Origin of the sequence: Calothrix sp. PCC 6303 (assembly GCF_000317435.1) — a bacterium.
In the GTDB taxonomy this organism is placed as follows: Bacteria; Cyanobacteriota; Cyanobacteriia; order Cyanobacteriales; family Nostocaceae; genus PCC-6303.
The window spans coordinates 4,064,143-4,087,212 of record NC_019751.1 but is presented as its reverse complement, the minus strand read 5'-3'; the positions used below and the strand labels follow the sequence as shown (position 1 = coordinate 4,087,212).

Genomic DNA, 23,070 nt, shown 5'->3' with positions numbered 1-23,070 from the left:
AGAAATCGACCTAATTTTTGTCAAATTTGTCAGATAAATAATGTTGATTGATTTATTCAATAAAATTTAAGTCTGAGTGAAGCCGAAGGGTTGGAGAGAAATCGCTGTAAAGCAGCGGCACTTCCTCTAACTTCGTCAAATTTATATTCTGGGTTTTAAAGTATATATATCTATTGGTAGCACAGGTATTTGACCTATATCTTGGTGAAAATTACGTACTTCTATACACATATTTATGACTAAGTTTACTTGTAGCACTTAATTATACTTAACTAGATTAAACCAACTTCTTTTAAAACTATCTCCAGCTTTTGACTGAATTCGCTTTCTTCTTCGCAAAGGGGTAAACGGGTTGAACCGACTTGCCAACCTTGCAGTTTAAGGGCTATTTTAACGGGAATCGGGTTTGTGGTGATAAACAGGGCTTTAAATAATGGTAGAAGTCGCAGATGAATAGCAGTGGCTTGTTGTACCTGTCCGGAAGTATATGCTTCAATCATCTCCTGCATTAACAATCCAACTAGATGAGAGGCTACACTGACCACACCTTTTGCTCCAACTGCTAATGAAGGTAAGGTTAAAGAGTCATCTCCAGAATAGATTTGAAATTCCGGAGGTGTCAAGCGGCGTAGTTCACTCACTTGATCTAGATTCCCACTAGCTTCTTTTATACCTATGATGTTATCAATTTCAGCTAATCTCGCCACTGTTTGTGGTTGGAGATTTTGACCTGTTCTACCGGGTACGTTGTAAAGTAACACTGGTACTTCAGGGGAGGCTTGAGCAATTGCGGCAAAGTGTTGGTATAATCCCGCCTGTGGTGGCTTGTTGTAGTAGGGAACTACTTGTAAGCAACCATGTACTCCTATTTTAGCTGCTTTTTGGGTGGCTGCGATCGCTTCTTCGGTGGAATTGGAACCGCACCCTGCCATTACTTTGGCTTTTCCTGCCACTGCTTGCAAAACCACACCAAATAATTGGTATTCTTCTTCCCAACTTAAGGTTGGAGATTCTCCTGTGGTTCCACAAACTACCAATGTATCTGTACCGTTGTTGACCAGATGTTCTGCTAGTTTAGCGGCTAAATCATAATTAACGCTACCGTCTTCTTTAAACGGTGTCACCATTGCAGTTAATATTCTGCCAAAATCTACCACCACTAATTCACTCCTGATATCACATTTATATTCATTTGCATTTGGTGGTCTTCCTAATTTAATAGCCTATATGCAAATTTCTTTCAAGTCTTTTTCCTATTTAAATTCACATTTTTCAATTTTCATACCATATTGAGCTTTGTCAAATTTAACATGACTACAACAATGATTTGAATTTGCTATCAATGCTGTTGAATAGCGTTTATGACTACTTACCAACAGTTGACACCAATGCGTTTTTACTAAATTCTATCATCCTGCATCAACAAGCATTCAAAGCTGATGGAAACAGTCTGCTTCTTTTGTGCCAAACTATATTACTTGATTTTTTGGTAAGTCTTTAATATGTATCAGTTATGGTTTTCTCTTACCGAAATTCAGTATCTAACGGCAGAGAAAACTTAGATCATATTTTTAACTACAAACTGAGTGCAAACTGGTGTTATTAAACACAAGCTAACTCTAACTATTTATATAGCTCTACTTCCAAGACTTGCACATGTTAAAACTAAGAAGAAACCAGTGCGCTAGTACTAGTAACTAAGTTGTTGTTAACCAGTAATTCAGCAATTTGCACGGCATTTAATGCGGCACCTTTACGAATTTGGTCTCCACACAGCCATAATTCTAGGCTACAGGGATGGGAAATATCTTGACGAATCCTACCAACTAAAACTTCGTCGCATCCGGTTGCGTCTATCGGCATTGGGAAGTAGTTGGTTTGCCAATTTTCAACTAATTTTACTCCTGGTGCTCGACTTAATATTTGTCTGGCTTCATCAGCTGCAAAAGGGGTATCAAATTCTAGGTTAATCGCTTCAGAATGGGCGCGTAGTACGGGAACCCGTACACAAGTGGCAGTGATTTTGATATCTTGACTACCGAAAATCTTCCGAGTTTCGTTAACCATTTTCATTTCTTCCTCGCAGTATCCCGCATCGTTAAGTGGGGTATTGTGGGGAAATAGGTTAAATGCAAGGGGATAGGGAAAAATATCGGTGACAGGTGGTTTCCCTGCTAAGATATCGCTGGCTTGTGCTTGGACTTCTGCCATAGCTTTGGCACCTGCACCACTAGCTGATTGGTAGGTGGCAGCAATAATCCGCTTGATTTTCTTGACTTGATGTAGTGGGTAGACAGCCACCGCCATCAAAATTGTTGTACAGTTGGGGTTGGCGATGATTCCCTTGTGGTTAGCTGCTGCTTCGGGGTTGACTTCAGGAACTACTAGAGGAATATCGGGGATCATCCTGAAAGCGCTGGAGTTGTCGATCATGACTGCACCAGCTTCGACTATTTGATTAGCATATGCTTTAGAAGTGGAACCCCCTGCACTAGCTAAAACTATATCAACTCCATCGAAAGCGCGATCGCTTACTGCTTCTATGGCTAATTCTTCACCTTGGAATGGTAACATCTGTCCCGCACTGCGAGGTGATGCTAGTAATTTCAAACTAGCTATGGGAAAATTCCGATTTTCCAACAGTTCCATCAATTCTCTGCCCACAGCACCAGTAGCACCTAGTATTGCCACCTTGTATTTTTTTGACAAACTGGCTTCCTCCTCGTTATTTGACTTAAATTTAAGATCTGTAAAATAAAAATTGATATTGTTTTTTCGTGGAAAAGTTAACTAAACTAGCATCGTAGCTCTCAAGTCAAAGCTTACAGCCTCAGATCTATGAAAAACCACGTTGAAATTAAAATAATAAAATTAAACTACTTCACTGATAATAAATACACTATCACTGTATCCCTTAATCTAATACATTTACCGTCTTTTAGTCTATGCTGAAAAACCAAATTCAATCTTTGGGACTTCAAATTCAATAATTATCCAATTTTTGATTGTGGAACACAGAGAAGTTGACGGTGTGGGTTTGCATCCCGTCAAACTACCCTACGGGAAGCTGCGCTATGGAGTATCCCTGTATTTTCGGGCAAGACTTCGGCGTGAGCGCTCAGTCGAACGCTGCCCAAACTAGAGGATAATTTATTTTCTGGAAGTCCCTTTTCACAGATTTTTGCATAATTATTGCAGTTTCAGTGTCAACGACATTACTGTTAATTAAACTTTAGGAGGGAGCATCAAAGTCAGAAGACAAGAGGATTTTCTGATTCTGAATCAGAATCAGCCAACATACCAACTGCTTTACCACTAAGATGATGTACTATGATTCAGATGGACTAAAAGTTGCAGGTCGGTATGAAGTAACATCTTGCTCGGTGCAAGCATCTTCAAGATTTAAACAGCTACAGCAATCGTTTTTGCAGGCTGAGATTAAAAACACAACCTCATACTTAAAGATACCACAACCATGAGACACGAGAAAAATAACTAATTCTTCCGGTTGCGGTGTCAAGTAAAGTCTTAATAAGTTAATGCTGATATTTTCAGCGATCGCTAACTCAAAGACATTAGAATCTAGCATCAGTTGGCAGTAAACTCAGTTTCTGCGTCAATCCATTTCCATATTCTCATGTCTTGCTTCCTGAAAGCTTTCTGAACGGACAAGCTGTAGAGCGAATGTGCCTCAAGTAAAAATATTCAACATCGAGATAAAAAATGAAAGTCACCCAGGAGAAACTTCCCGCAAGTCAGATTGGTCTAGAAATAGAAGTCACCCCAGAAACCACAAAACAGACGTACGAACAGGTTGTGAAAAACCTCAGCCGTACTGTTAACATTCCTGGGTTTCGTAAAGGTAAAGTGCCACGGGCTATACTTTTACAGCGGTTGGGAAGCGCCCGCATCAAAGCCACAGCTTTAGAAGAAATTATCCAAGATGGCATCAACCAAGCCATTAAACAAGAAGATATTCCCGCAATTGGTCAACCACAATTACGTTCTTCCTTTGATGATTTAGTCAGTGGTTACGAACCAGGACAACCACTAACTTTTTCTGCCGCAGTTGATGTACAGCCAGAAATAAAAGTTAACAAATATACTGGCTTAGAAATCAAAGCTGAAGAAATCAAAGTTGATCCAGAACGGGTTGACAAAACCCTAGACGACGAACGCCAACAGATGGCAACATTGATACCAGTACAAGGTCGTCCCGCACAATTGGGAGATGTGGCAGTAGTTGACTTTAAAGGAGTTATTCCTAAAGCAGAAGGTGAAGAGGGAGAAGATGAACCAATTTCTGGTGGTGAGGCTACCGACTTCCAAGTGGAACTACAAGAAGACCGTTTTATTCCCGGTTTTGTCACTGGTATGATTGGCATGAATCCGGAGGAAACCAGAGAAATTTCCGCCCAATTCCCCGATCCCTATGCTAACCCAGATTTGGCAGGGAAAGCAGCCCGATTTACCGTCACCCTCAAAGAAATCAAAGAAAAAGAACTTCCGGAATTAAATGATGATTTTGCGAAAGAAGTGAGTGAGTACGAGACTTTGGCAGAATTACGGAGTTCTTTAGAACAACAGTATCAAAAAGAAGCCGAAGACCGGACTAAATCCAATAAACAAGAAGCCTTTCTCAAAGAATTACTCAACCATATCGAAGCTGATTTACCAGAAACCATCATCGATAAAGAAATCGATGCCATGCTGATGCAAACTGCAATGCGGTTACAGCAGCAAGGTTTGGACGTAAGAAAATTATTCACCCAAGACGTGATTCCCAGATTGCGGGATAATTCACGGGAAGAAGCCATCGAAAGGGTAAAAAGATCTTTAAGTTTACGAGAAATTGGCAAACTGGAATCCATCAAAGTCAGTGAAGCAGAAATAGAAGCCCGTGTGCAAGAGTTAAAGGCTGAATATGCAGATCAAGATGTTGATGAAGATCGCCTACGTTCAATGGTGGAAAATGATTTATTAACAGATAAGATTTTCGATTGGTTATTCGCTAATTCCACAGTGGAATTGGTGGCAGAAGGTTCTTTGGCTCCAAAAGAGGAGCCAGAAGTAACAGAAAATACAGAAAATACAGAGGGAGAAGAAAATCCAGAGGCAACCGAACCACAATAGAATCTTAGTTGTCAGTTAAATAATTAATAATTAACTCTCAAAGAAAAAATCCTAGTTACTAGTAGTACAGCACGGCGCAAATAACCAGACCATTATTTAGCCCTGAAAAGCCAAATAATAAACGGTTTTCCCCACTACCTACTGCCTACTCACTACTGCCTTGACCTACTAGTACTGTCTCAACCAGGATGCTCTGTATTCAATACAGAGCATGTCATCCAGGCTTAAAAACAACAAAAGTTAAACTCTAAGGTAGTGTAAAAAGCCTGTAATTATGGTGTAATATTCCGATAAATGTCAGACTAAATGTAGTCAGGTTGTCTAGAGAATTTGTACAATAGAACCATATAAATTCAGCAAAACTACCAATGTCCCCTCCAGTTAAATTAGAGGGAAATATAAATAAGGCATAATAGTGGTTAGAGTATACCTAAGATATTAATCTTGTTCGCTGCTTTCGGCGGTTTAGACTCCGGATGATGCAAAGCATTAAGCAATACTCCGCAGAACTAGTGCCGTCGCGTCACTGCCCAATGTTCCATAGATTGTCAAACCTTCTGTTATGCTTGTATCGCAATCGGCAAATAATCCCATCAGTAGCTTGAGCCAACCCCAAATTAATTCCCTCGGCATCCCTGGCAACACCATTCCTATGGTGGTAGAACAATCGGGAATGGGAGAACGTTCGTTTGATATCTATTCCCGTCTGTTACGAGAGCGAATTATCTTCTTAGGGACACCCATCGACGATAATGTCGCCAACTCTATTGTTGCCCAACTACTATTTTTGGATGCAGAAGATTCGGAAAAAGATATTCAATTATACATAAACTCTCCGGGTGGTTCTGTTTATGCCGGAATGGCAATATATGATACCATCCAGCAAATTCGTCCCGATGTTGTCACCATTTGCTTTGGTTTAGCAGCAAGCATGGGGGCATTTCTGCTTACATCCGGTACTGCGGGCAAACGGATGTCATTACCAGATTCCCGAATAATGATTCACCAACCCCTAGGTGGTGCTCAAGGGCAGGCAATTGACATCGAAATCCAAGCTAGAGAAATTCTCTACGTCAAGGCAGAATTAAATAAAATGATGGCACACCACACCGGTCAGCCATTAGAAAGAATTACTGCTGATACTGAAAGGGACTTTTTTATGTCCGCTGAAGAAGCAAAAAACTACGGCTTGATTGATCAAGTTATCACCAGACAAAATCTTCCCAACCCTGGGGAAAACGTCACCATTCTGAAATAAGAGGCTGGTATGTCTAAGTACGACTCCCATTTAAAATGTTCGTTTTGTGGCAAGTCTCAAGAGCAGGTGCGAAAGCTCATTGCAGGACCAGGAGTCTATATTTGTGATGAGTGCGTAGACTTGTGCAATGAAATACTGGATGAGGAGTTGCTCGACACCAGTGGGGCTACAGCTTCCCAACCTGTCCCCAAGTCAGAACCACCTCAAAAACGCCGCGCCAATTCTGGTAATCTTTCGTTTAATCAGATACCCAAACCACGAGAGATTAAGAATTATTTAGATGAGCATGTAATTGGTCAAGATGAAGCCAAAAAAGTGCTTTCTGTAGCTGTTTACAACCATTACAAACGATTAGCGATCGCGCAATCAAAAGGAACAGGTAAAAATTCCGCTGAAGATGCCATTGAACTGCAAAAATCAAATATTTTGCTCATTGGACCAACTGGTTGTGGTAAAACACTCCTGGCACAAACCTTAGCCAAAGTTCTAGATGTTCCCTTTGCAGTAGCTGATGCCACCACCCTCACCGAAGCGGGATATGTAGGGGAAGATGTGGAAAATATCCTGCTGCGGCTGTTGCAGGTGGCAGAATTAGATGTGGAAGAAGCCCAACGCGGCATCATCTACATTGACGAAATCGACAAAATTGCCCGCAAAAGCGAAAATCCTTCAATTACCCGTGATGTATCGGGGGAAGGTGTACAGCAAGCACTACTAAAAATGCTGGAGGGAACCGTAGCAAATGTTCCCCCCCAAGGTGGACGGAAGCATCCTTACCAGGATTGTATTCAAATTGATACCAGCAACATCCTATTTATCTGTGGTGGTGCCTTTGTCGGACTGGAAAAAGTAGTGGAACAGAGAACTGGTAAAAAGTCAATGGGCTTTGTGCAACCAGGGGAAGGACAATCAAAAGAAAAACGGATTGCCGATACACTACACCATTTAGAACCAGACGATTTGGTTAAATTTGGGATGATTCCTGAATTTATCGGACGTATCCCCATGGTAGCTGTTGTGGATCCACTAGATGAAGATGCATTAGTGTCGATTTTGACACAGCCCCGCAGTGCCCTCGTGAAGCAGTATCAGAAACTGTTGAACATGGATAACGTTCAACTAGAATTCAAGGGTGAAGCCTTGCGTGCGATCGCCCAAGAAGCCTATCGTCGAAAAACGGGTGCCCGTGCTTTGAGAGGCATCATCGAAGAATTAATGTTGGATGTGATGTACGAGTTGCCATCGCGTAAAGACGTAAACCGCTGCACAATCACCAAGGAAATGGTGGAAAAACGTTCAACAGCAGAGTTGATTGTTCATCCATCATCATTACCTAAACCAGAATCAGCGTAATTCAAAATAAATTCTTTCATCACAGATACCCGACTTTTGCTCAAAAGTCGGGTATTTCGTCCTAGATTTTGAAGTCATCAACCCAAACCCAGTTCACGCTTCAATAGATTAATTGATTTCTCACCAATATAATTATCGCAGCGAATCAGCTTCGGTGGACGAATAATATCTTCTAAAACAGCCTGCATCGCATTTTGAACCGCACTAAAGCTTTTTTGATCGGTACAAAAAATCACCTGCGCTCGTTTAACAATGGCGTGCAATTTGTAGTTATCCTTGGGTTGAGAAGTCATAACTAAGAGTTCATCGCCACGTAACCCGTGTAAAATTACCTCAGTAGCCCGAAGAATACCCGAACTCAAACTAGCAATCCCAATACAGCTATCCTTTGCCAACACCTTAACCATACTCATTTCCTTTGCATAGTCATGGATGTCGAGGGGGATAACCCGTACTGCCTTTGGGGCTGCTAGGGCTTCCACTTCCCCAATAAAATAGCGGCTAGTGACAACAGTTGCCGAGGTGGTTTTATCTAACACCGCCGATAGTTCCTCAGTTGCCACCAACTGTACAGGAATTCTCAAGGCTTGTTCCAATTCATCCACAATCAGTTCACCCGCACCAATATCCTGTAGTTGCACTGCCACTAAAACACGGGCACTACAGCGCAAGCGCCAGTCTATTTCCGCTAAGAAAATCTCCCTAGCTTGGTTGAGGGTACATCCCTGGGAAAGTAAATTATCTAAGGATTGTTGTACTTCTTTATACGCTTGGGGATATTGCTCCAAAATTGGAGAACGGAGGCGACTACCCCCCTCATGCCCTTGGGCACGAACGTAGATTCCAGAACCAGCTAGACTTTCGACAAAACCGTCATCTTCTAGCTGGCGATATACTTTACTGATAGTATTTCGATGTAATCCAGTTTGCATTGCTAATGCTCGCGTGCTTGGTAGCTTATATCCAGGTGGATACTGCCGAGACGCGATCGCAAAACGAATCTGATTAAACAACTGGGTAGATGCGGGAATTTCACTGTCCGGCTGAATACGGAACTGAATCATTAACAAACCTCTGAACTTTTAAGTACTAACACAGAGCCATCTGTCTGTACTACTGGTTAAATATTTTATTCATACATTGAATTAGAAACAGCGGGATTTTCTCATGCCCTTAATGCCGTAAATTGATAACCTAATTGCAGGCAGTACTGGGATACTGACATAGTAATGCATTTAACACACACATAGCACTAGTAATAACTATTATGACAGAGAGCGTAATCGATACTTCAAACATTAAGATTTTACAAGGTGACTTAAAAATATCCGCGTACCTGGCAAAACCTAAAGCTCAAGGTATTTACTCAGGAATTGTAGTTTTGCAAGAAATTTTTGGTGTTAACGCGCACATTCGAGAAGTTACAGAAAGAATTGCCCGTGAGGGATATGTGGTGATAGCACCTGCACTCTTTGAACGGCAAGCACCTGGCTTTGAAACAGGTTACACACCAGAAGCAGTGGAAATTGGTCGCCAATACGCTTGGGGACAAACCCAAGCATCCCAACTCTTGAGTGATATCCAAGCTGCCATTAATCATCTCAAAACATTAGATAATGTAAAAAAAGATGGCTTCGGCTGCATCGGTTTTTGCTTTGGCGGTCATGTTGCTTATCTTGCTGCCACTTTAGCAGATATCAAGGCAACTGCTTCATTTTACGGTGCCCGGATTACAGATGCGACTCCTGGCGGGGGTGCTGCCACTCTCACACGGACATCGGAGATCAAAGGTGTAATCAATACTTTCTTTGGGATGGGAGATACTAGTATTTCCCCTGAGGAAGTAAATAAAATTGCCTCAGAGTTGGAAAAATATCAGATTCCCCATCGTGTCTTTCGCTACGATGGATCTGAACATGGGTTTTTCTGCGACCATCGTGGCAGTTATAATCCATTAGCTGCAAATGATGCTTGGGAAAAAGTAAAACAATTGTTTGTAGAACAACTTTAGTTAAATTAACTAGTGTCAGCAAGTAAAATTCACAGAAGTTAGAGAAGCTTTCTCTGACAAGACATCTGGGTAAAATTAGATAAAATTAAATTTTTTCTAAATTATCCACTGTACTTAGGATTTATTTTCCCATCTAGTTTCCTTAACTAAATATTAATTTAACTTCAAAAGTCATGGATTCAGACGCAAAACTTTCTCAAAAGGCTGATTCGTCATTTACAATGGACGACTTTGCCAAAGCACTAGAACAACACGACTACCAGTTTCAAAAAGGACAAACAGTCCATGGTAAGGTGTTTCAAATCGATCATGATGGTGCCTATGTTGATATTGGTGGTAAAGCATCGGCGTTTTTACCCCGCGATGAGGCTTCTTTGAGAACAGTTACCGATTTATCAGAGATTTTACCCCTCCAGGAAAAATTAGAGTTTATTATTATTCGGGAACAGGATGCTGAAGGGCAAGTTACTCTTTCTCGGCGACAATTAGAAATTCGCCACATCTGGGAAAAGTTAATCCAGATGCAGGAAGCTAGTCAAACCGTGCAAGCGAAGGTGACTGGCGTGAATAAGGGGGGAGTGAATGTTGAGGTGTTTGGGTTGCGGGGATTCATTCCGCGATCGCATTTAAGTGAGCGTGACAATTTAGAATCACTTAAAGGGCAAACTTTAACCACCAGCTTTTTGGAAATTGATCCCAATACTAAACGGATGGTGCTTTCACAGCGTTTAGCCAGTCGTTCGGCTAATTTCAGTATGCTGGAAATTGGTCAACTTGTTGAGGGTAAAGTTACCGGAATTAAAGCTTTTGGCGTGTTTGTGGAGTTAGATGGTGTCAGTGCTTTGCTACACATTAAACAAGTTACCCAAAAATATATCGACAACCTGGAAAAAGTCTTTCAAGTAGGACAGCAAATCAAAGCTGTCATTATTGATATTGATGAAGGTAAAGGACGTATCGCTATTTCTACTAGGGTTTTGGAAAACTTCCCAGGGGAAATACTGGAAAATATGGAAGAAGTAATGACTTCTGCCGAAGCACGCGCTGAAAGGGCTAAAAGTCAAAGTGGACAATAAATAATCTCTGTGATGAATTTCTAACTTTTGACTTTCAACAGCTAAAAACTTCCGGAAGTTTAATCTTCCGGCAAGCTTCCCTATGGCGTTTCCCAAGCAAACGAGGTACACCCCACCGCACTGTCGCCCACCCTCCCCTTGGTAAGGGTAGCGTTAGGGAGAGGTAATCTTAGATTTCACGAGAGTGGGAAAGGCTACAATTAGGCTTTTTTAAGTCAAATTCAGTGATCATACCTCTAAGGAAGGTTTACGCATTCTCCCGAATTAAGGGAAGTGTAGGAGATGTCACCCACAGGAAAGCCACATAACCACCGCCAATTCAGCCTAATTGGATGACTACCGTATAAATACTGAATTTGAATCCTGTTCTGCGTAAGTATTTCCGAGCATCTGCTGACGCATTTTCCGAAAATATTATGGTACTTTACATTTAGCGTTCCTCTGCTACTGAGGGTGGAAACCCCACCTTCTAGCAGTTTTTTTTGTTTAAATTGGTTTTGGCAAAAAAATCCTGTTAAACAGATATTTTTTCTAGCCATCGACATTATATTTCCCGAATTCAGTTATCTCTTATTGAACCAAGCGACAGTAAATCTACTGAAGCAACCCGAAACTCTACAATCAATATTTCGGGATAAATGCGGAAGCAATAATTGGAAATATCACGGTATTCTACACTTAGCGTTCCTCTGCTACTGAGGGTGGAAACCCCACCTTCTGGCAGTTTTTTTAGTGCAATGTTCGGTTTTCTCTAGTTTCCCCCTATAGCTACAGCGTGGGTAGTTAAATATTGGCTGTTAGGTGGTAGCTACAAAGCCGATAAATAAACGACAGTTCAACAGAACGTAAATCACCAGGCCATTATCGAATTCTGGAAAGTCCAGTAATAATAGATTTTGCCCTACTGCCCGCTCACTGCTGCCTTGATCTACTAGTGGCACTTTGAGAAATTCATTTTCTAATTGTTGTTAGTATAGCTAAAAAACAAATAATCTAAAGCTATATTATTTCAGATTTGGGTGAAGTACCCCAACCTGCTTCGCTGAGGTTAGGGCTTCTAACATCATTGAATCAGTGACGGTTTTATTCGTCTTCGGAGTTTCCCGTCTCAACCGCCGTTGCCACGTTAGGGACTCCTATACTCCTATTTCTAGAAGTTCGGGACTGAACCCGATGATGGTCTTACACAGCGTCCACAGGCAGCCGCTCGTCTACCACAGGCAGTTAAAAGTGTTCTCTGTCGAAAAAACCTTTAGCCCAAATGTAAAAATTGCAAGTTCAGCCTAGAATCAGCCTTTAGCTTAACCTAAATTATCAAAGTAGCAAGTTATTTTCTTGCGTAACTTCTCAATTATGGCAGTGCAATTGCCCTAACCTATCGTTGAATTTAGCTAAAGTATTGCTATCTTTACTCTGCTGACCTCAGTATTACCACTTAACCTGGAAAAATAAAGGAAAATATTTCGGGATAAATGCGGACGCACCTTCTAGAAATATCGTGGTACTTTACACATTAGCGTTCCTCTGCTACTGAGGGTGGAAACCCCGCCCTCTTAGCGGCTTTTTTAGTTTAACTTAGTTTTTTCAGTAGTGTCTCTATTTTAGTGTATAGAAAATTAAATTTTTTCTAATTTAGAATTTTGGCTACTAACTCACTATGTTAAATCTCAACGGACGGTATTATTGTAGTTAAGTATCTTCGCTGATGTCACCATTGAGTGGACGGTTGTAGATAAACTTCAAAGTGTCACAACTGGTTATTGCTTGATGTATCTCTTCCACATCAGTCACAGTCAGTCTTCGTTGACCCACGCGATCGCATATAATCCCATATAAGCCTGGTTGGTTTTTGGCTCCTCAAACATGAAGGGTATCTCACAGAGGGAGAGGATCTCGTTTTGGAAGAAATACCCTAGAAGGGTATCGCTACAGCAGCAGAGCCAACTGTCATGGGCTATTTGCCAAAACTGATGCTTCCTCACAGGGTACATCACTTAACTAATAACTGATTAAATCATGCGTGTCAAAATAGAAAACGAAGTATTATTCCTTCACCACGAAGATGTACCTGAATATAAAAAAACTGGTTCAATAGTCCGAAATAGTTATTTTTGGTCTTTAAAATCTATTGCTGGAAGAGCAAGAAGGTATACTGATTGGGAATATGAACAGGAAGTTTGGTTTGCATTAGCAAGAATGCTAATGTCCTTTACAGAATCAGGTTATTTAGGATTGAAAGAAACAGTTTTAGAATTTCCTCCTAATTATGGAGAAATTCCAGCAGTATTTAACCTGGTTTCTACTTGGCAATAGTAATCATTATTTATTTAAAGTCACCAAGCAAATTGTTCTGGTGAAAATTTCAGCAGCAATCCCTAATTATCAACTCAATTTATGGTAGCATCGGGTCGTAATATGGTAAGGATGGAAAACTTCTATAAAATTACTTTGTAGAGTATGAAAAAATTCGCTGATGATTTGCGGATCATCGAGATGAAAAGGAAATTCTTGATTAAAACCTTTAGAAAAATACCAGTTAAGAATTATTTTACCCTGTGGTTCTAAAGCTTGATGGAATTTGAGTAACTGCTGACTGGGATTTGGTAAGTGTTCTAAAACATCGAAACACAAAATTGTGTCAAACTTTTCGTTTTGGGGCAAATCTTCATAGCAAATAATTTTTTGTTCTAGTCCCATTTGTTTAACTCGATAACGAACAAAGTTACAGCTAATGGGATTAAGATCGCAGTATATTACTTGTTCTACCTGGGGACAAAGAGCAGTAGCGATCGCATGAGTCCCAATACCACCACCAAAGTCTAATACTCGACCTTGGGCATGAGCGGCAATTAGCCTTAGCATATCACCGATGTAGTCATGGCTAGTGAGGTGCCATGCACCTAATTCAAATAAATAAACCTCTCCAACCTTATCGCTATAAAAAGCGCTTGCTTGTTCCCAATCAAAATCCTTACGACCTAATTCTGCCATCTGCTGTTGCCCAGCAGTCAATTTTGCTTCTAGGGTTTGTGAATCTAGATGTAAAAAGTCTTGAAGATGCTGCTTTAAATGAAATGAGTCTTGCCAATAGCTACTTAGAGAAGACGGGGTTGGGAATGTCAGCATGGTAGATGGTTTTGCAAAGTAAGCTCAAACCCACTTATGATATTACAAAATCTCTTTAAACTTTCATCAGATATTAAATTTCTTCCTCATCAATCATGATGGCATAAAATATAGATTAAATTTTAGCTTCTGCCTCAAATCTTTTACATAACTTAGCAATGTATGAATCATAAGTATATGAAAAAAATAAACCCAGTATCTCGCAAATAAGGGGTTTATTTGATTTGACTATTTCACCAAAATAGATTTGTCTTGCATCTACAAGTAACTAGTACGTCAAGGCAGTAGTGAGTAGGCAGTGTGGGAAAGCCGTTTATTACTCGCCTTTCATGGTCAAATAATGGTCTAGTTAGTTACGCCAAGCTGTACTAGGGCTTGCTGAATAACTATCAAACATTTATTTATCAAAACTTTCGGGATTTTTCTCCGGGAAAAGTGCAAGGAAATAAGGGTTTGAGGTTTAAAAAACGTGCATTTATTTGGGTACAAAAAATGGAAAAAATAACGGTAAAACTGTTCCCTGTTAAGAGTTCCCTACCTCCACTAGAAGACTTTTACAGCTAACGCTGCGCTACGCGTTTCTTGGATGCCCGAAAGGGCTATACAGCAGATCCTAGCTATATTATATATTGAATTTAAATTGTCTGACTATGAGGCTGTTGGCAACTTTTGAGTTCGACCAGTTTGTTGACTTTTTACCCGACTTGTTAACTGCAATTCGTGGACAATTGGCAAACGCTCTTGTTGATAATCAAGTAATGCTTGTCGAATTGTTGTCGAAGACTGTAAATATTTCGATAATAACACTGCATCTTGAAGTCCACTACTCATCCCTTGGGCGCGAGCCGGACTTTTAGCATGTGCAGCATCTCCCAAAAGTACAATATTTCCTGATACTATTTGGGGTAATGGGTCAATATCGTAGGAATATCGAGTAACTATATTTTCTGATGGAGTAATTTCAATAGTATGACGCATTGCTTCGGGAAGTTTTTGTAATTCATTTGAGGGAATCTCACAGTTTTTTGGTATTAATATCCCCTGCTCATCTTCTGGTTGTTGGTGCTCAATAAAAAATCCCCAATGCAAGCGCCCATTACCAATATCAAAGGCATTTGCATAGACACCACGAGCACGAATATAAACTATAAAATGGTTATCGGGACAAACTTCTGTACTTGGTAAAATACCTCGCCAAACAATATCACCTAAATAAGATGGCTTTATTCCCGGTGCAACGAAATTCCGGACTTGAGAATTTAATCCATCTGCGCCCACCAACAAATCTCCTTCCCATTGTGTCCCATTCCTAAATTTAGCTACAACCTTATCATCTACGGATTCAATTGAGTCTAAATAATGATCGAAATGCAAACATTTAGAAGGAACTCGACTCAGCAAGGCTTGAGTAATATGTTCTCTGTGAATTGTCAAACTGGGAAATCCATATTTTATTTCCGTGTCCTCCGCAGACTCAGAACTAACTAAGTTACCCAACAAATTGCGAAACTCATAAGTACTAACCTTGACCCCAGCTTGAATTACTTCGTCACATAGTCCTCTACTATGGAATGCTAGTGCTTCTAATCCATTTGGTATTAATAAAATGCCACAACCCTCAACCCTTGCTTGAGGTGCCCGTTCAAATAAAGAAACCTCAAAACCCGCGTTTTCCAAAAGAATACTTAAATACAGTCCAGTCGTACCGCCACCGACAATTCCAACTTTTTTCGGCGTTGAAATCATATAATATTCCTTTTTAATAGTATTTACATAGCTAAGTTGACATATTTAGTAAATATTAACAAAAAAATCTTGACAGACAAGCCTTAATATAGTTTCGCTAACAATTCTGATCTACCAGTCTGAATGATTCCAGCTTTACGAAGGAGAAAGCTCCAAATTCGTCATAATTAACCGTCATCTGTTGCATTTGAAATGGTGTTACTAACCAATTTGTAGTAATTGCAAACTCTTTGCCGATACTAACTCGATTGGGGCAACTTAAAGAAATGCCATCGGGGAAGAAGAAGGTTTCGCTATTTTGAGTGATAAATTGTAATTGAGTTTGTGTTGCGAGAGAAGCTTCTAAATCTGGTGTCATTGAAATTGAACTACCTTGCCAATTGCCGCTAAAACTGCGTTTTGGTAGTACATCAACATTATTAGACCAATGTTGACTGGGCAAACCATTAGCATCTTCCCGAATGGATACCGTTTTTGTCAAACTGCCGTATTCATCGTAAATAACATACACACTGATGCGTAAATGCTCATGTTTTAAAATGAACTCAACTGCAAAAATAGAGTTATCTTCCAATATTTTTGTTACCCATGCAGCAGCACCATTATCAAAAAATAATGCTCGCATTGATGGGTTGTCTGAATGATGAATTCCATCAGCTAAATTATCTGAAGATTTATGCAGATGCCATGCTTTTTCTCTTTCCCCACCATTTGCATATTTAAAGCGATTAACTTGATAAATCTCTGTTTGGTTGTCGTTTATTTTAAAGCTTCTGAGACTTTGAAAAGATTCTATGACTGTTTTTTGGGGTGTATATCTTGTCCAAATACCATACCAGTCATACATGTGATGATCGCAGAGATTTTGCCAGTTTCGCTCGTATAAATCTATAGCCATCGTAAACAATCAAATATTTTTTTATGATATCTTTTTTTTAATCGAATAAGAACTAGAGAGCGAGAAACAGGGTGAAGATTTCCAACACCGCGAAGTTATCTCTCACTCGCATCTCAACAATTAGAATCTAATTCCCAATTGACCATTTAAGCCACGTACTGAATTATAACCAGCACCTACAAATATATTCTTAGTGGCTCCAACTTGGACACCACCAGAGAAGGCAACACCTTTATCATTAGAATAATATCCTAAGCCAACATAGGGTGATACGATAGGCAGTGATAAGAATTTCAACACATCTACACCTGTTGAACCATCGGGACCAACCCCCAATTCTGCACCGATACCTAAAGCCTTAGCACCAACAGAGTAGGTGACATCTCCCTCGCTACCCCCAACTGAACCCCAAACCTGTGGGACAATCTGAGCATTTCCGCGTTGAGGGGTAAAAAAAGTTAGGAAACCGATTGATGCGATGATAGTTTTTGCGATTAGCCCCGTTTTCATATTTTTCTCCTCTTAGTAATAATTGCCACATATTTATTTACTGTGACGAACTCTTTATTACTAGTGTGCCCAGTTTACAGGATTATTGCCCAGGGTTTCTAGTACTTGATTAATGAGATGATAAGGGGTGTGATACCCTTAATAACTTTGGCGAAGTTGGGAATATCAATACCCACAACTTGATATTTTTAAGCAATACTGGTACATGAAACTTTAAACAGAGTCCCAAAATGGAAGTTCGTGCTACGAATACGCCACTATTAGAGTGGGTAGGTGATGGTTTGGTGGTTGGTTTATTTGAAGATAATATAGAAATAACTGGCGAACTAGCAAATTTGGATCAGAAATTTGCTGGTGTATTAAAAGAGTTAGTCGCTGAAGAAGAATTTAAAGCAAAACCAGGTAGTTCTGTTGTCACCCGCATTGGTGGTGCTGTTCGGAAAGTTATTTTGGTAGGTTTGGGAAAATCAGACGCTTTCCAACTAGAAGCAGTGCGTCGTGCTGCTGCTGTTGCTGCGAGAATTGGACAGAAGCAAAAGTGTAAAACTCTGGGTATCAGTTTACCTATGGTTGGCGGTGATGCCGCAGCTACTGCCCAAGCTATTGCAGAAGGTGTACAGTTGGCGTTGTTCCAAGATAACCGTTTTAAATCGGAAAGCGAAGATAAACCGACACAGGTGGAAACAGTAGACTTACTGGGTTTAGCTGGAGAAGAAGATGCAATTACCCTAGCCAACAAAATCACTGCTGGGGTGATATTAGCACGGGAATTGGTGGCAGCACCAGCCAACGCCTTGACACCAACTAGTATGGCAGAAATTGCGAGTGCGATCGCGTCCGAGACAGGAATGCATCTGCAAATTTTGGAACAGGCAGAATGTGAAAAACTCGGTATGGGTGCGTTTTTGGGTGTTGCCCAAGCCTCCGAATTACCACCAAAATTTATCCATCTCACCTACAAACCTCAAGGTACACCCCGCCGCAAACTTGCCATAATTGGCAAGGGTTTAACCTTTGATTCGGGTGGTTTGAATATTAAAGGTGCAGGTAGCGGCATCGAAACCATGAAAATCGACATGGGTGGTGCAGCGGCAACATTGGGTGCAGCCAAAACCATTGGTTTGTTAAAGCCAGATGTGGAAGTTCACTTTATCTCTGCCGTCACCGAAAACATGATTAGCGGGCGGGCTATGCATCCTGGGGATGTCCTTACCGCCTCAAATGGCAAAACTATCGAAGTTAACAACACCGATGCTGAAGGGCGTTTAACCTTGGCTGATGCCTTGGTATATGCTGATAAGTTGGGTGTGGATGCCATCGTGGACTTGGCAACCCTTACAGGTGCTTGTGTGGTTGCTTTGGGTGAAGATATCGCCGGATTATTTACCCAAAATGACGACTTGGCAAAGCAGTTGGAAACAGCATCGGAAGCCACAGGCGAGAAATTTTGGCGGATGCCGATGGAAGAGAAATACTTCGATGGTTTAAAGTCGGGAATTGCGGATATGAAAAATACTGGACCCCGTGCAGGTGGTTCCATCACTGCATCCCTATTCCTAAAGCAATTTGTTAAGGATACTCCAGCTTGGGCACACCTTGATATTGCTGGTCCCGTTTGGGCTGATAAGGAAAGTGGCTATAATAACGCTGGTGCCACAGGTTTCGGCGTTCGGGCTTTGGTAAGTTGGGTATTGAGTTAGGTTAACGTTGGTATTACCAGAGAAATCAGGTTATACCAATTCAAATAATGATTGCAACACATCCAACGGTAGAGACGTAGCACTGCTACGTCTCTACAAATATCTATCTGTCGGATTGTTTTTTCAAATTGGTATTATTCACGACTTCTCATTCTCAGGGGAAACCCGGTTTTCATCATCAAATTCATGATTGTCATGCTGAGTGGTGGAAAAACCTGGTTTCGGAAATCTCCGCTTTTGACAGATTTAAATACTCACAGGACTATGCTGCATATCGCATAATTTCCACCTCAGCACCTTTATTAACTGATTCTTCAGCACGTTGTAAAACTTGTTCGGTGACAGCAGCACTTAAATAATATTCACCGCAATTATTACAAACATCTGCTGGCACACCTTTGAGAATAATGATGGTATCATCTCGTTCTAAAGTTACTGTTACTAATCCTGGTTGAGTATTACCATGTTTACAAATAACGCAAGCATTCATATAAAATATCGGTAAAATATTTTCTCAAGGAAAAATTCGATAAATATCTTTACGATGTGCAACTCGCTGACAAATTAATGTTTGTGTTTCTTTGTCTACAGAAAGACCTATTCTCTAATCACCTACACGAATTTTATATTTATCATCGTAGCCCTTCATTATTTTGCAAATAGCCTAATTCAAAAGGATTTTCTGACTCTAGTTCTTGAAAGACTATTGGTTCAACCCTCGCTTGGACATCTTCAGGTAAGTTCGCCAAATCTTTTAAAAACCTTTTTGTATATTCAGTTTTCCACATTCTTGTTCTTCAAATATTGATAATATTTCCAAGCTTCATCCTTAGCGAAGCGTTCGTCATCTTCTGATTCTTCGATTAACTGTACTAAGCCGTAATTTTCCAATATTTCTTCAATTTTTTCAAACTCAGCGATAGGAATTTGCACAGCAATCGGCTGTTGATTTTCATCCGTAACGTAATTTTTAGTTATTTCTAGCATTTTTCTAATATCTGATTGATTATCGGTATTTTCTATTTACTATTTTGACGTTGTTATTCCACAACTAGCTGCGTCGCCAAATCTTGATCGAGCCATCATTATCGCTACTAACTAGAATTTGCCCATCACGACTAAATATTATGGAACTTATTTGTGATGAATGACCAGTCAAAGTAGCAATTTCATTTCCAGAAGCCACGTCCCAAAGTTTAATTGTGTTGTCAGAACAACTACTAGCTAATATTTGCCCATCAGGGCTAAAGGAAAGCAAATCAGAGTAACTAACAATAGAACTATTTATAGTGTAAAGTTGATTTCCGTAAGGAAGTTCCCACAGTTTGATACATTTATGGTTGCTACTTGCTAAAATCTTTCCATTCGGACTCAAAGTAATTGTAGAATGTGCTTCAGGATAGGTATTAATAGTACGAACTGGTTTGCCAGTTTTTACTTCCCACAGCTTAATTTTACCAAAGCTGCTACCAACAAAGCTGACATCATAGCTGATACTGACTAAAATCTTTTTATCTAGACTCAAAGCAATACAGTTAGTATATTCAGAGTCAATAATAGTACAAATATTTTGACCAGTGGCTGCATTTGCTAGCCTTATATTATATTCATCTATATCTGAGTTCTTTCCAGCTACAGCTAAAATTTCCCCGTCTTGGCTGAATGTGATTGCATTGATGAATGCACCTAACCCAGGCAGCTTATTCAGCAGCAAGTCATGTGGTCGAGTATCAACAGTTCTAATTTTTCTACCAGTAGCTACTTCCCAATGTATCGTCTCTTCTCTTGTAGCACTAATTAAAATCTTCCCGTCGAAACTAAAAACTATAGTTTTATATTCATGTCCAAAACGACGGATGAAAGCGCCACTACGTACGTCCCATAATTTAAGACCACTGTCACTACTAGTAGCAATAATTTGTCCATCTGGACTAATGGTAAGGCAATTAATACCTTGAACATGTCCACTCAGTTTACAGATTTCACTATACTGACATAGACCATCTAAACTCCATAAAGTGATCCCATGGTTATCAGAACTAACGTTACTCACTAAAGTTTCACCATCAGGGCTAAATTTTATTGATTCAACCCAGCTATCAGACTCGGAAGTCAAGGTACAAATGTTTTGAAGCTTTACCTGTTGCCACCGGTTATGGTTTAAACGCCATAGTTTAATATCACCGTTCTCATCACCACTAGCTAACTTCTCCCCATCGGGACTAAAGGTAAGAGATGTAATTGGCTTGGAATCAGCTTTAATCGAGCATATTTTTTTTCCAGTTGCTACATCCCATAATTTGATGGAACCTTTGGGTGAATAGAAAAAGCCTCCATAGTTGTCGCTAATAGCCAAAATCTTACTATCTTGGCTAAATGCAAGAGCTTGTACATCTTTAGAACGAGAAGAAATAGTACAGATTTCTCTGCCAGTAGCTACGTCCCATAGTTGAATTACTCCGTCTTTACCCCAAAAAACAGATGCTAGAATCCGTCCATCGGGGCTAAAAGTAAGAGGATAATAGTCATCACCAATTGTAATAGTACGAATTTCTTTACCAGTAGCTACATCCCACAGTTGAATTTTGCTGCCACAGTCACGCGAGGAAGCAGTAGCTAATATTTGCCCATCAAAGCTAAATGCGGCGGAATTAAGCTCATCGCCAAATGTACCGAATTCGATAGTGTAGATTTCTTTCCTACTAATTATATCCCACGCACTGAATCCATGGAAGCTAGCACCAGCTAAAATTTTCCCATTTGCACTAAAACTTAAAGATTGGTTAGCAAAAAATTCAAAAGAGTCAATTTCTTGACCATTGGCTACAGACCATAATTTGACACCTTTGTAGACACCACCACTAGCTAATATTTTTCCATCTGGACTGAAGGCAACAGAGGCAACAGAGCTTGCATAATTAGTTATGATTTGTACACATTTCCAGGTTTGAGAAAATGTGATAACAGGTGTTTGAGGTTTAAAATTAGGTTGAGTTGGTTGTATGCGTTTTACTACTTCAACTCCGAACAATTTCAACCACTCCTGCACCGATTGGGGTCGAAATTTGTAATTTAGCGCCATACCCCACATAATTGCCTCATTCACCCTGTCGCTGATGCTCGAATTAAAATCTTTTGGCGCTTTTAGGGTAAAGTTTTGCAGTCTAGCTGGTGCTGGCATGGGCAATTGCCCAGTCACTAAAGCATATAATGTCGCGGCTAAGGCGTAAACATCAATATATTCTCCTCGTTCTGCATCAGCTAAATACTGTTCTGGTGGTGCATAACCGGGAGTGAGACTTTCTGTATGCTGTAAAGCTACACCAGAAATAAATTGTCTAGCAAGTCCAAAGTCAATTAGCACTGCCTCTTGTTTACCTGCACGCATCATGATGTTATTCGGCTTCAAATCCCGATGCAGCAAACCTTTAGCGTGAACTACAGTTAAAGCTTCGCCAATTTGCCGAATATATTCCAGTGCTTCTGCTTCCGGTAAAGCCCCTTTGTTGGTGATTCGCTTTTTCAAATCTTCGCCTGCGATGTACTCCATCGCCATACATGGCAAATTCTCCTCATCAAAGACGTTTTCTACCTGCACAATATGGGGATGACGACATAAAGCTAAACGTAACGCTTCATCCCGGAAATCTTGCCGTAGTTTATCTTGATGTGGTATCCAGTCAGGATGATTCAGGATTTGTTCTCTGAGGGTTTTGATAACTCGTAACTCACCGCTGCGATTTTGAGCGAGATAGGTAATACCAATCCCCCCTTCCCCCAGCTTGCTTTCGATAAAATAGCGATCGCCAAATAACTTCTGCCCTGGATTCCACGCCATAGGTAATAGTTTGTAAATTTTGGTGCTTATTACTTATTACTAGCTAGATAGTAGTGGATTTTGCATGGAGTATGGGCATTTTGGAGAGAATTATCCTAATTTATATCCGCCAACTTTTAGGACTTACGCAATCGTAACGAGAAAAAAAGACTATGAGTAGGCGCAGCCAGCCCTACGGGCTTATGCTAGTCTGCGACAAGCCGCACTTACAGAAGTCACTCCGTGCCTACCGCGTCTACCTTACGTCGCAATGACATAAATGCGTAGTTCTTGCGTAAGTCCTAATTTTATTGATAAACGCTTATCTCGACTAATACCAATTTGAAAAAACAATGCGACAGATAGATATTTGTAGAGACGTAGCACTGCTACGTCTCTACTGTTTGATGTGTTGCAATCATTATTTGAATTGGTATAAGTA

Annotated in this window: 21 protein-coding genes; 8 read left to right on the top strand and 13 right to left on the bottom strand. The window is 40.3% G+C overall.

The window, feature by feature from the left end; genetic code table 11:
* Positions 1 to 272: 272 nt before the first annotated feature.
* Together dapA and CAL6303_RS16790 are read right to left on the bottom strand one after the other, a co-directional pair.
* On the bottom strand, positions 273 to 1,157 hold the full coding sequence (gene dapA, locus CAL6303_RS16795) for a 4-hydroxy-tetrahydrodipicolinate synthase (protein ID WP_041740714.1): 885 nt from the start codon (positions 1,155 to 1,157) through the stop codon (positions 273 to 275).
* A gap of 508 nt (positions 1,158 to 1,665) precedes the next feature.
* Complete coding sequence (locus tag CAL6303_RS16790; protein ID WP_015199008.1) at positions 1,666 to 2,709, bottom strand: aspartate-semialdehyde dehydrogenase; 1,044 nt, start codon at positions 2,707 to 2,709, stop codon at positions 1,666 to 1,668.
* A gap of 298 nt (positions 2,710 to 3,007) precedes the next feature.
* Between CAL6303_RS16790 and CAL6303_RS31490 the strand changes: the two genes are divergently transcribed.
* On the top strand, positions 3,008 to 3,142 hold the full coding sequence (locus tag CAL6303_RS31490; RefSeq protein WP_255348424.1) for a hypothetical protein: 135 nt from the start codon (positions 3,008 to 3,010) through the stop codon (positions 3,140 to 3,142).
* A gap of 186 nt (positions 3,143 to 3,328) precedes the next feature.
* Here the strand turns inward: CAL6303_RS31490 and CAL6303_RS16785 are convergent, their stop codons facing one another.
* On the bottom strand, positions 3,329 to 3,589 hold the full coding sequence (locus tag CAL6303_RS16785; protein ID WP_015199007.1) for a hypothetical protein: 261 nt from the start codon (positions 3,587 to 3,589) through the stop codon (positions 3,329 to 3,331).
* Positions 3,590 to 3,723: 134 nt separating this feature from the next.
* Between CAL6303_RS16785 and tig the strand changes: the two genes are divergently transcribed.
* The 3 genes from tig to clpX all read left to right on the top strand — a co-directional run bounded on the left by tig (position 3,724) and on the right by clpX (position 7,744).
* Complete coding sequence (gene tig / locus CAL6303_RS16780; protein WP_015199006.1) at positions 3,724 to 5,133, top strand: trigger factor; 1,410 nt, start codon at positions 3,724 to 3,726, stop codon at positions 5,131 to 5,133.
* A gap of 562 nt (positions 5,134 to 5,695) precedes the next feature.
* Positions 5,696 to 6,391, top strand: coding sequence for an ATP-dependent Clp endopeptidase proteolytic subunit ClpP (gene clpP, locus CAL6303_RS16775; RefSeq protein ID WP_015199005.1), 696 nt, complete (start codon positions 5,696 to 5,698; stop codon positions 6,389 to 6,391).
* Positions 6,392 to 6,400: 9 nt separating this feature from the next.
* Positions 6,401 to 7,744 (top strand): ATP-dependent protease ATP-binding subunit ClpX, encoded by a 1,344-nt coding sequence (clpX, locus tag CAL6303_RS16770; protein ID WP_015199004.1) that lies wholly within the window; start codon positions 6,401 to 6,403, stop codon positions 7,742 to 7,744.
* A gap of 77 nt (positions 7,745 to 7,821) precedes the next feature.
* Here the strand turns inward: clpX and CAL6303_RS16765 are convergent, their stop codons facing one another.
* Positions 7,822 to 8,808 (bottom strand): GntR family transcriptional regulator, encoded by a 987-nt coding sequence (locus tag CAL6303_RS16765; RefSeq protein ID WP_015199003.1) that lies wholly within the window; start codon positions 8,806 to 8,808, stop codon positions 7,822 to 7,824.
* Positions 8,809 to 9,011: 203 nt separating this feature from the next.
* On the opposite strand from CAL6303_RS16765, the gene CAL6303_RS16760 reads away from it, so the two are divergent.
* Positions 9,012 to 9,755, top strand: a complete 744-nt coding sequence (locus CAL6303_RS16760) for a dienelactone hydrolase family protein (protein ID WP_015199002.1) — start codon at positions 9,012 to 9,014, stop codon at positions 9,753 to 9,755.
* 173 nt (positions 9,756 to 9,928) lie between these two features.
* The gene (locus tag CAL6303_RS16755) at positions 9,929 to 10,831 is read left to right on the top strand and encodes a S1 RNA-binding domain-containing protein (RefSeq protein ID WP_015199001.1); all 903 of its coding nucleotides are present in this window, start codon (positions 9,929 to 9,931) and stop codon (positions 10,829 to 10,831) included.
* Positions 10,832 to 12,520: 1,689 nt separating this feature from the next.
* Here CAL6303_RS16755 and CAL6303_RS31485 read toward each other — a convergent pair.
* Positions 12,521 to 12,643, bottom strand: a complete 123-nt coding sequence (locus CAL6303_RS31485; RefSeq protein ID WP_255348423.1) for a hypothetical protein — start codon at positions 12,641 to 12,643, stop codon at positions 12,521 to 12,523.
* A 204-nt stretch (positions 12,644 to 12,847) separates the two neighbouring features.
* On the opposite strand from CAL6303_RS31485, the gene CAL6303_RS16750 reads away from it, so the two are divergent.
* Positions 12,848 to 13,144 carry a hypothetical protein gene (locus tag CAL6303_RS16750; RefSeq protein WP_015199000.1) on the top strand — a complete coding sequence of 99 codons (297 nt, stop codon included), beginning with the start codon at positions 12,848 to 12,850 and terminating at the stop codon, positions 13,142 to 13,144.
* 69 nt (positions 13,145 to 13,213) lie between these two features.
* Here CAL6303_RS16750 and CAL6303_RS16745 read toward each other — a convergent pair whose 3' ends face one another.
* From CAL6303_RS16745 to CAL6303_RS16730, 4 genes are all read right to left on the bottom strand, one after another.
* Positions 13,214 to 13,957: a class I SAM-dependent methyltransferase gene (locus CAL6303_RS16745; protein ID WP_015198999.1), complete on the bottom strand. Its 744-nt coding sequence runs from the start codon at positions 13,955 to 13,957 to the stop codon at positions 13,214 to 13,216.
* A 648-nt stretch (positions 13,958 to 14,605) separates the two neighbouring features.
* Positions 14,606 to 15,703, bottom strand: coding sequence for an FAD-dependent monooxygenase (locus CAL6303_RS16740; protein WP_015198998.1), 1,098 nt, complete (start codon positions 15,701 to 15,703; stop codon positions 14,606 to 14,608).
* A gap of 97 nt (positions 15,704 to 15,800) precedes the next feature.
* Positions 15,801 to 16,601, bottom strand: a complete 801-nt coding sequence (locus CAL6303_RS16735; protein ID WP_015198997.1) for a DUF3598 family protein — start codon at positions 16,599 to 16,601, stop codon at positions 15,801 to 15,803.
* A gap of 120 nt (positions 16,602 to 16,721) precedes the next feature.
* Complete coding sequence (locus CAL6303_RS16730; RefSeq protein ID WP_015198996.1) at positions 16,722 to 17,111, bottom strand: hypothetical protein; 390 nt, start codon at positions 17,109 to 17,111, stop codon at positions 16,722 to 16,724.
* Positions 17,112 to 17,341: 230 nt separating this feature from the next.
* Here CAL6303_RS16730 and CAL6303_RS16725 point away from each other — a divergent pair, with 230 nt between their 5' ends.
* Positions 17,342 to 18,811 (top strand): leucyl aminopeptidase, encoded by a 1,470-nt coding sequence (locus tag CAL6303_RS16725; RefSeq protein ID WP_015198995.1) that lies wholly within the window; start codon positions 17,342 to 17,344, stop codon positions 18,809 to 18,811.
* A gap of 262 nt (positions 18,812 to 19,073) precedes the next feature.
* Here the strand turns inward: CAL6303_RS16725 and CAL6303_RS16720 are convergent, their stop codons facing one another.
* The 4 genes from CAL6303_RS16720 to CAL6303_RS16705 form a co-directional block, all read right to left on the bottom strand.
* Positions 19,074 to 19,301 (bottom strand): type II toxin-antitoxin system MqsA family antitoxin, encoded by a 228-nt coding sequence (locus CAL6303_RS16720; protein WP_015198994.1) that lies wholly within the window; start codon positions 19,299 to 19,301, stop codon positions 19,074 to 19,076.
* Between the two features lie 142 nt (positions 19,302 to 19,443).
* Positions 19,444 to 19,599: a type II toxin-antitoxin system RelE family toxin gene (locus tag CAL6303_RS31210; RefSeq protein ID WP_238993705.1), complete on the bottom strand. Its 156-nt coding sequence runs from the start codon at positions 19,597 to 19,599 to the stop codon at positions 19,444 to 19,446.
* Complete coding sequence (locus CAL6303_RS16710; protein WP_015198993.1) at positions 19,586 to 19,798, bottom strand: hypothetical protein; 213 nt, start codon at positions 19,796 to 19,798, stop codon at positions 19,586 to 19,588. The genes CAL6303_RS31210 and CAL6303_RS16710 overlap by 14 nt, the downstream gene beginning before the upstream one ends.
* A 64-nt stretch (positions 19,799 to 19,862) precedes the next feature.
* Positions 19,863 to 22,649, bottom strand: coding sequence for a serine/threonine-protein kinase (locus tag CAL6303_RS16705; RefSeq protein ID WP_015198992.1), 2,787 nt, complete (start codon positions 22,647 to 22,649; stop codon positions 19,863 to 19,865).
* Positions 22,650 to 23,070: the final 421 nt, after the last annotated feature.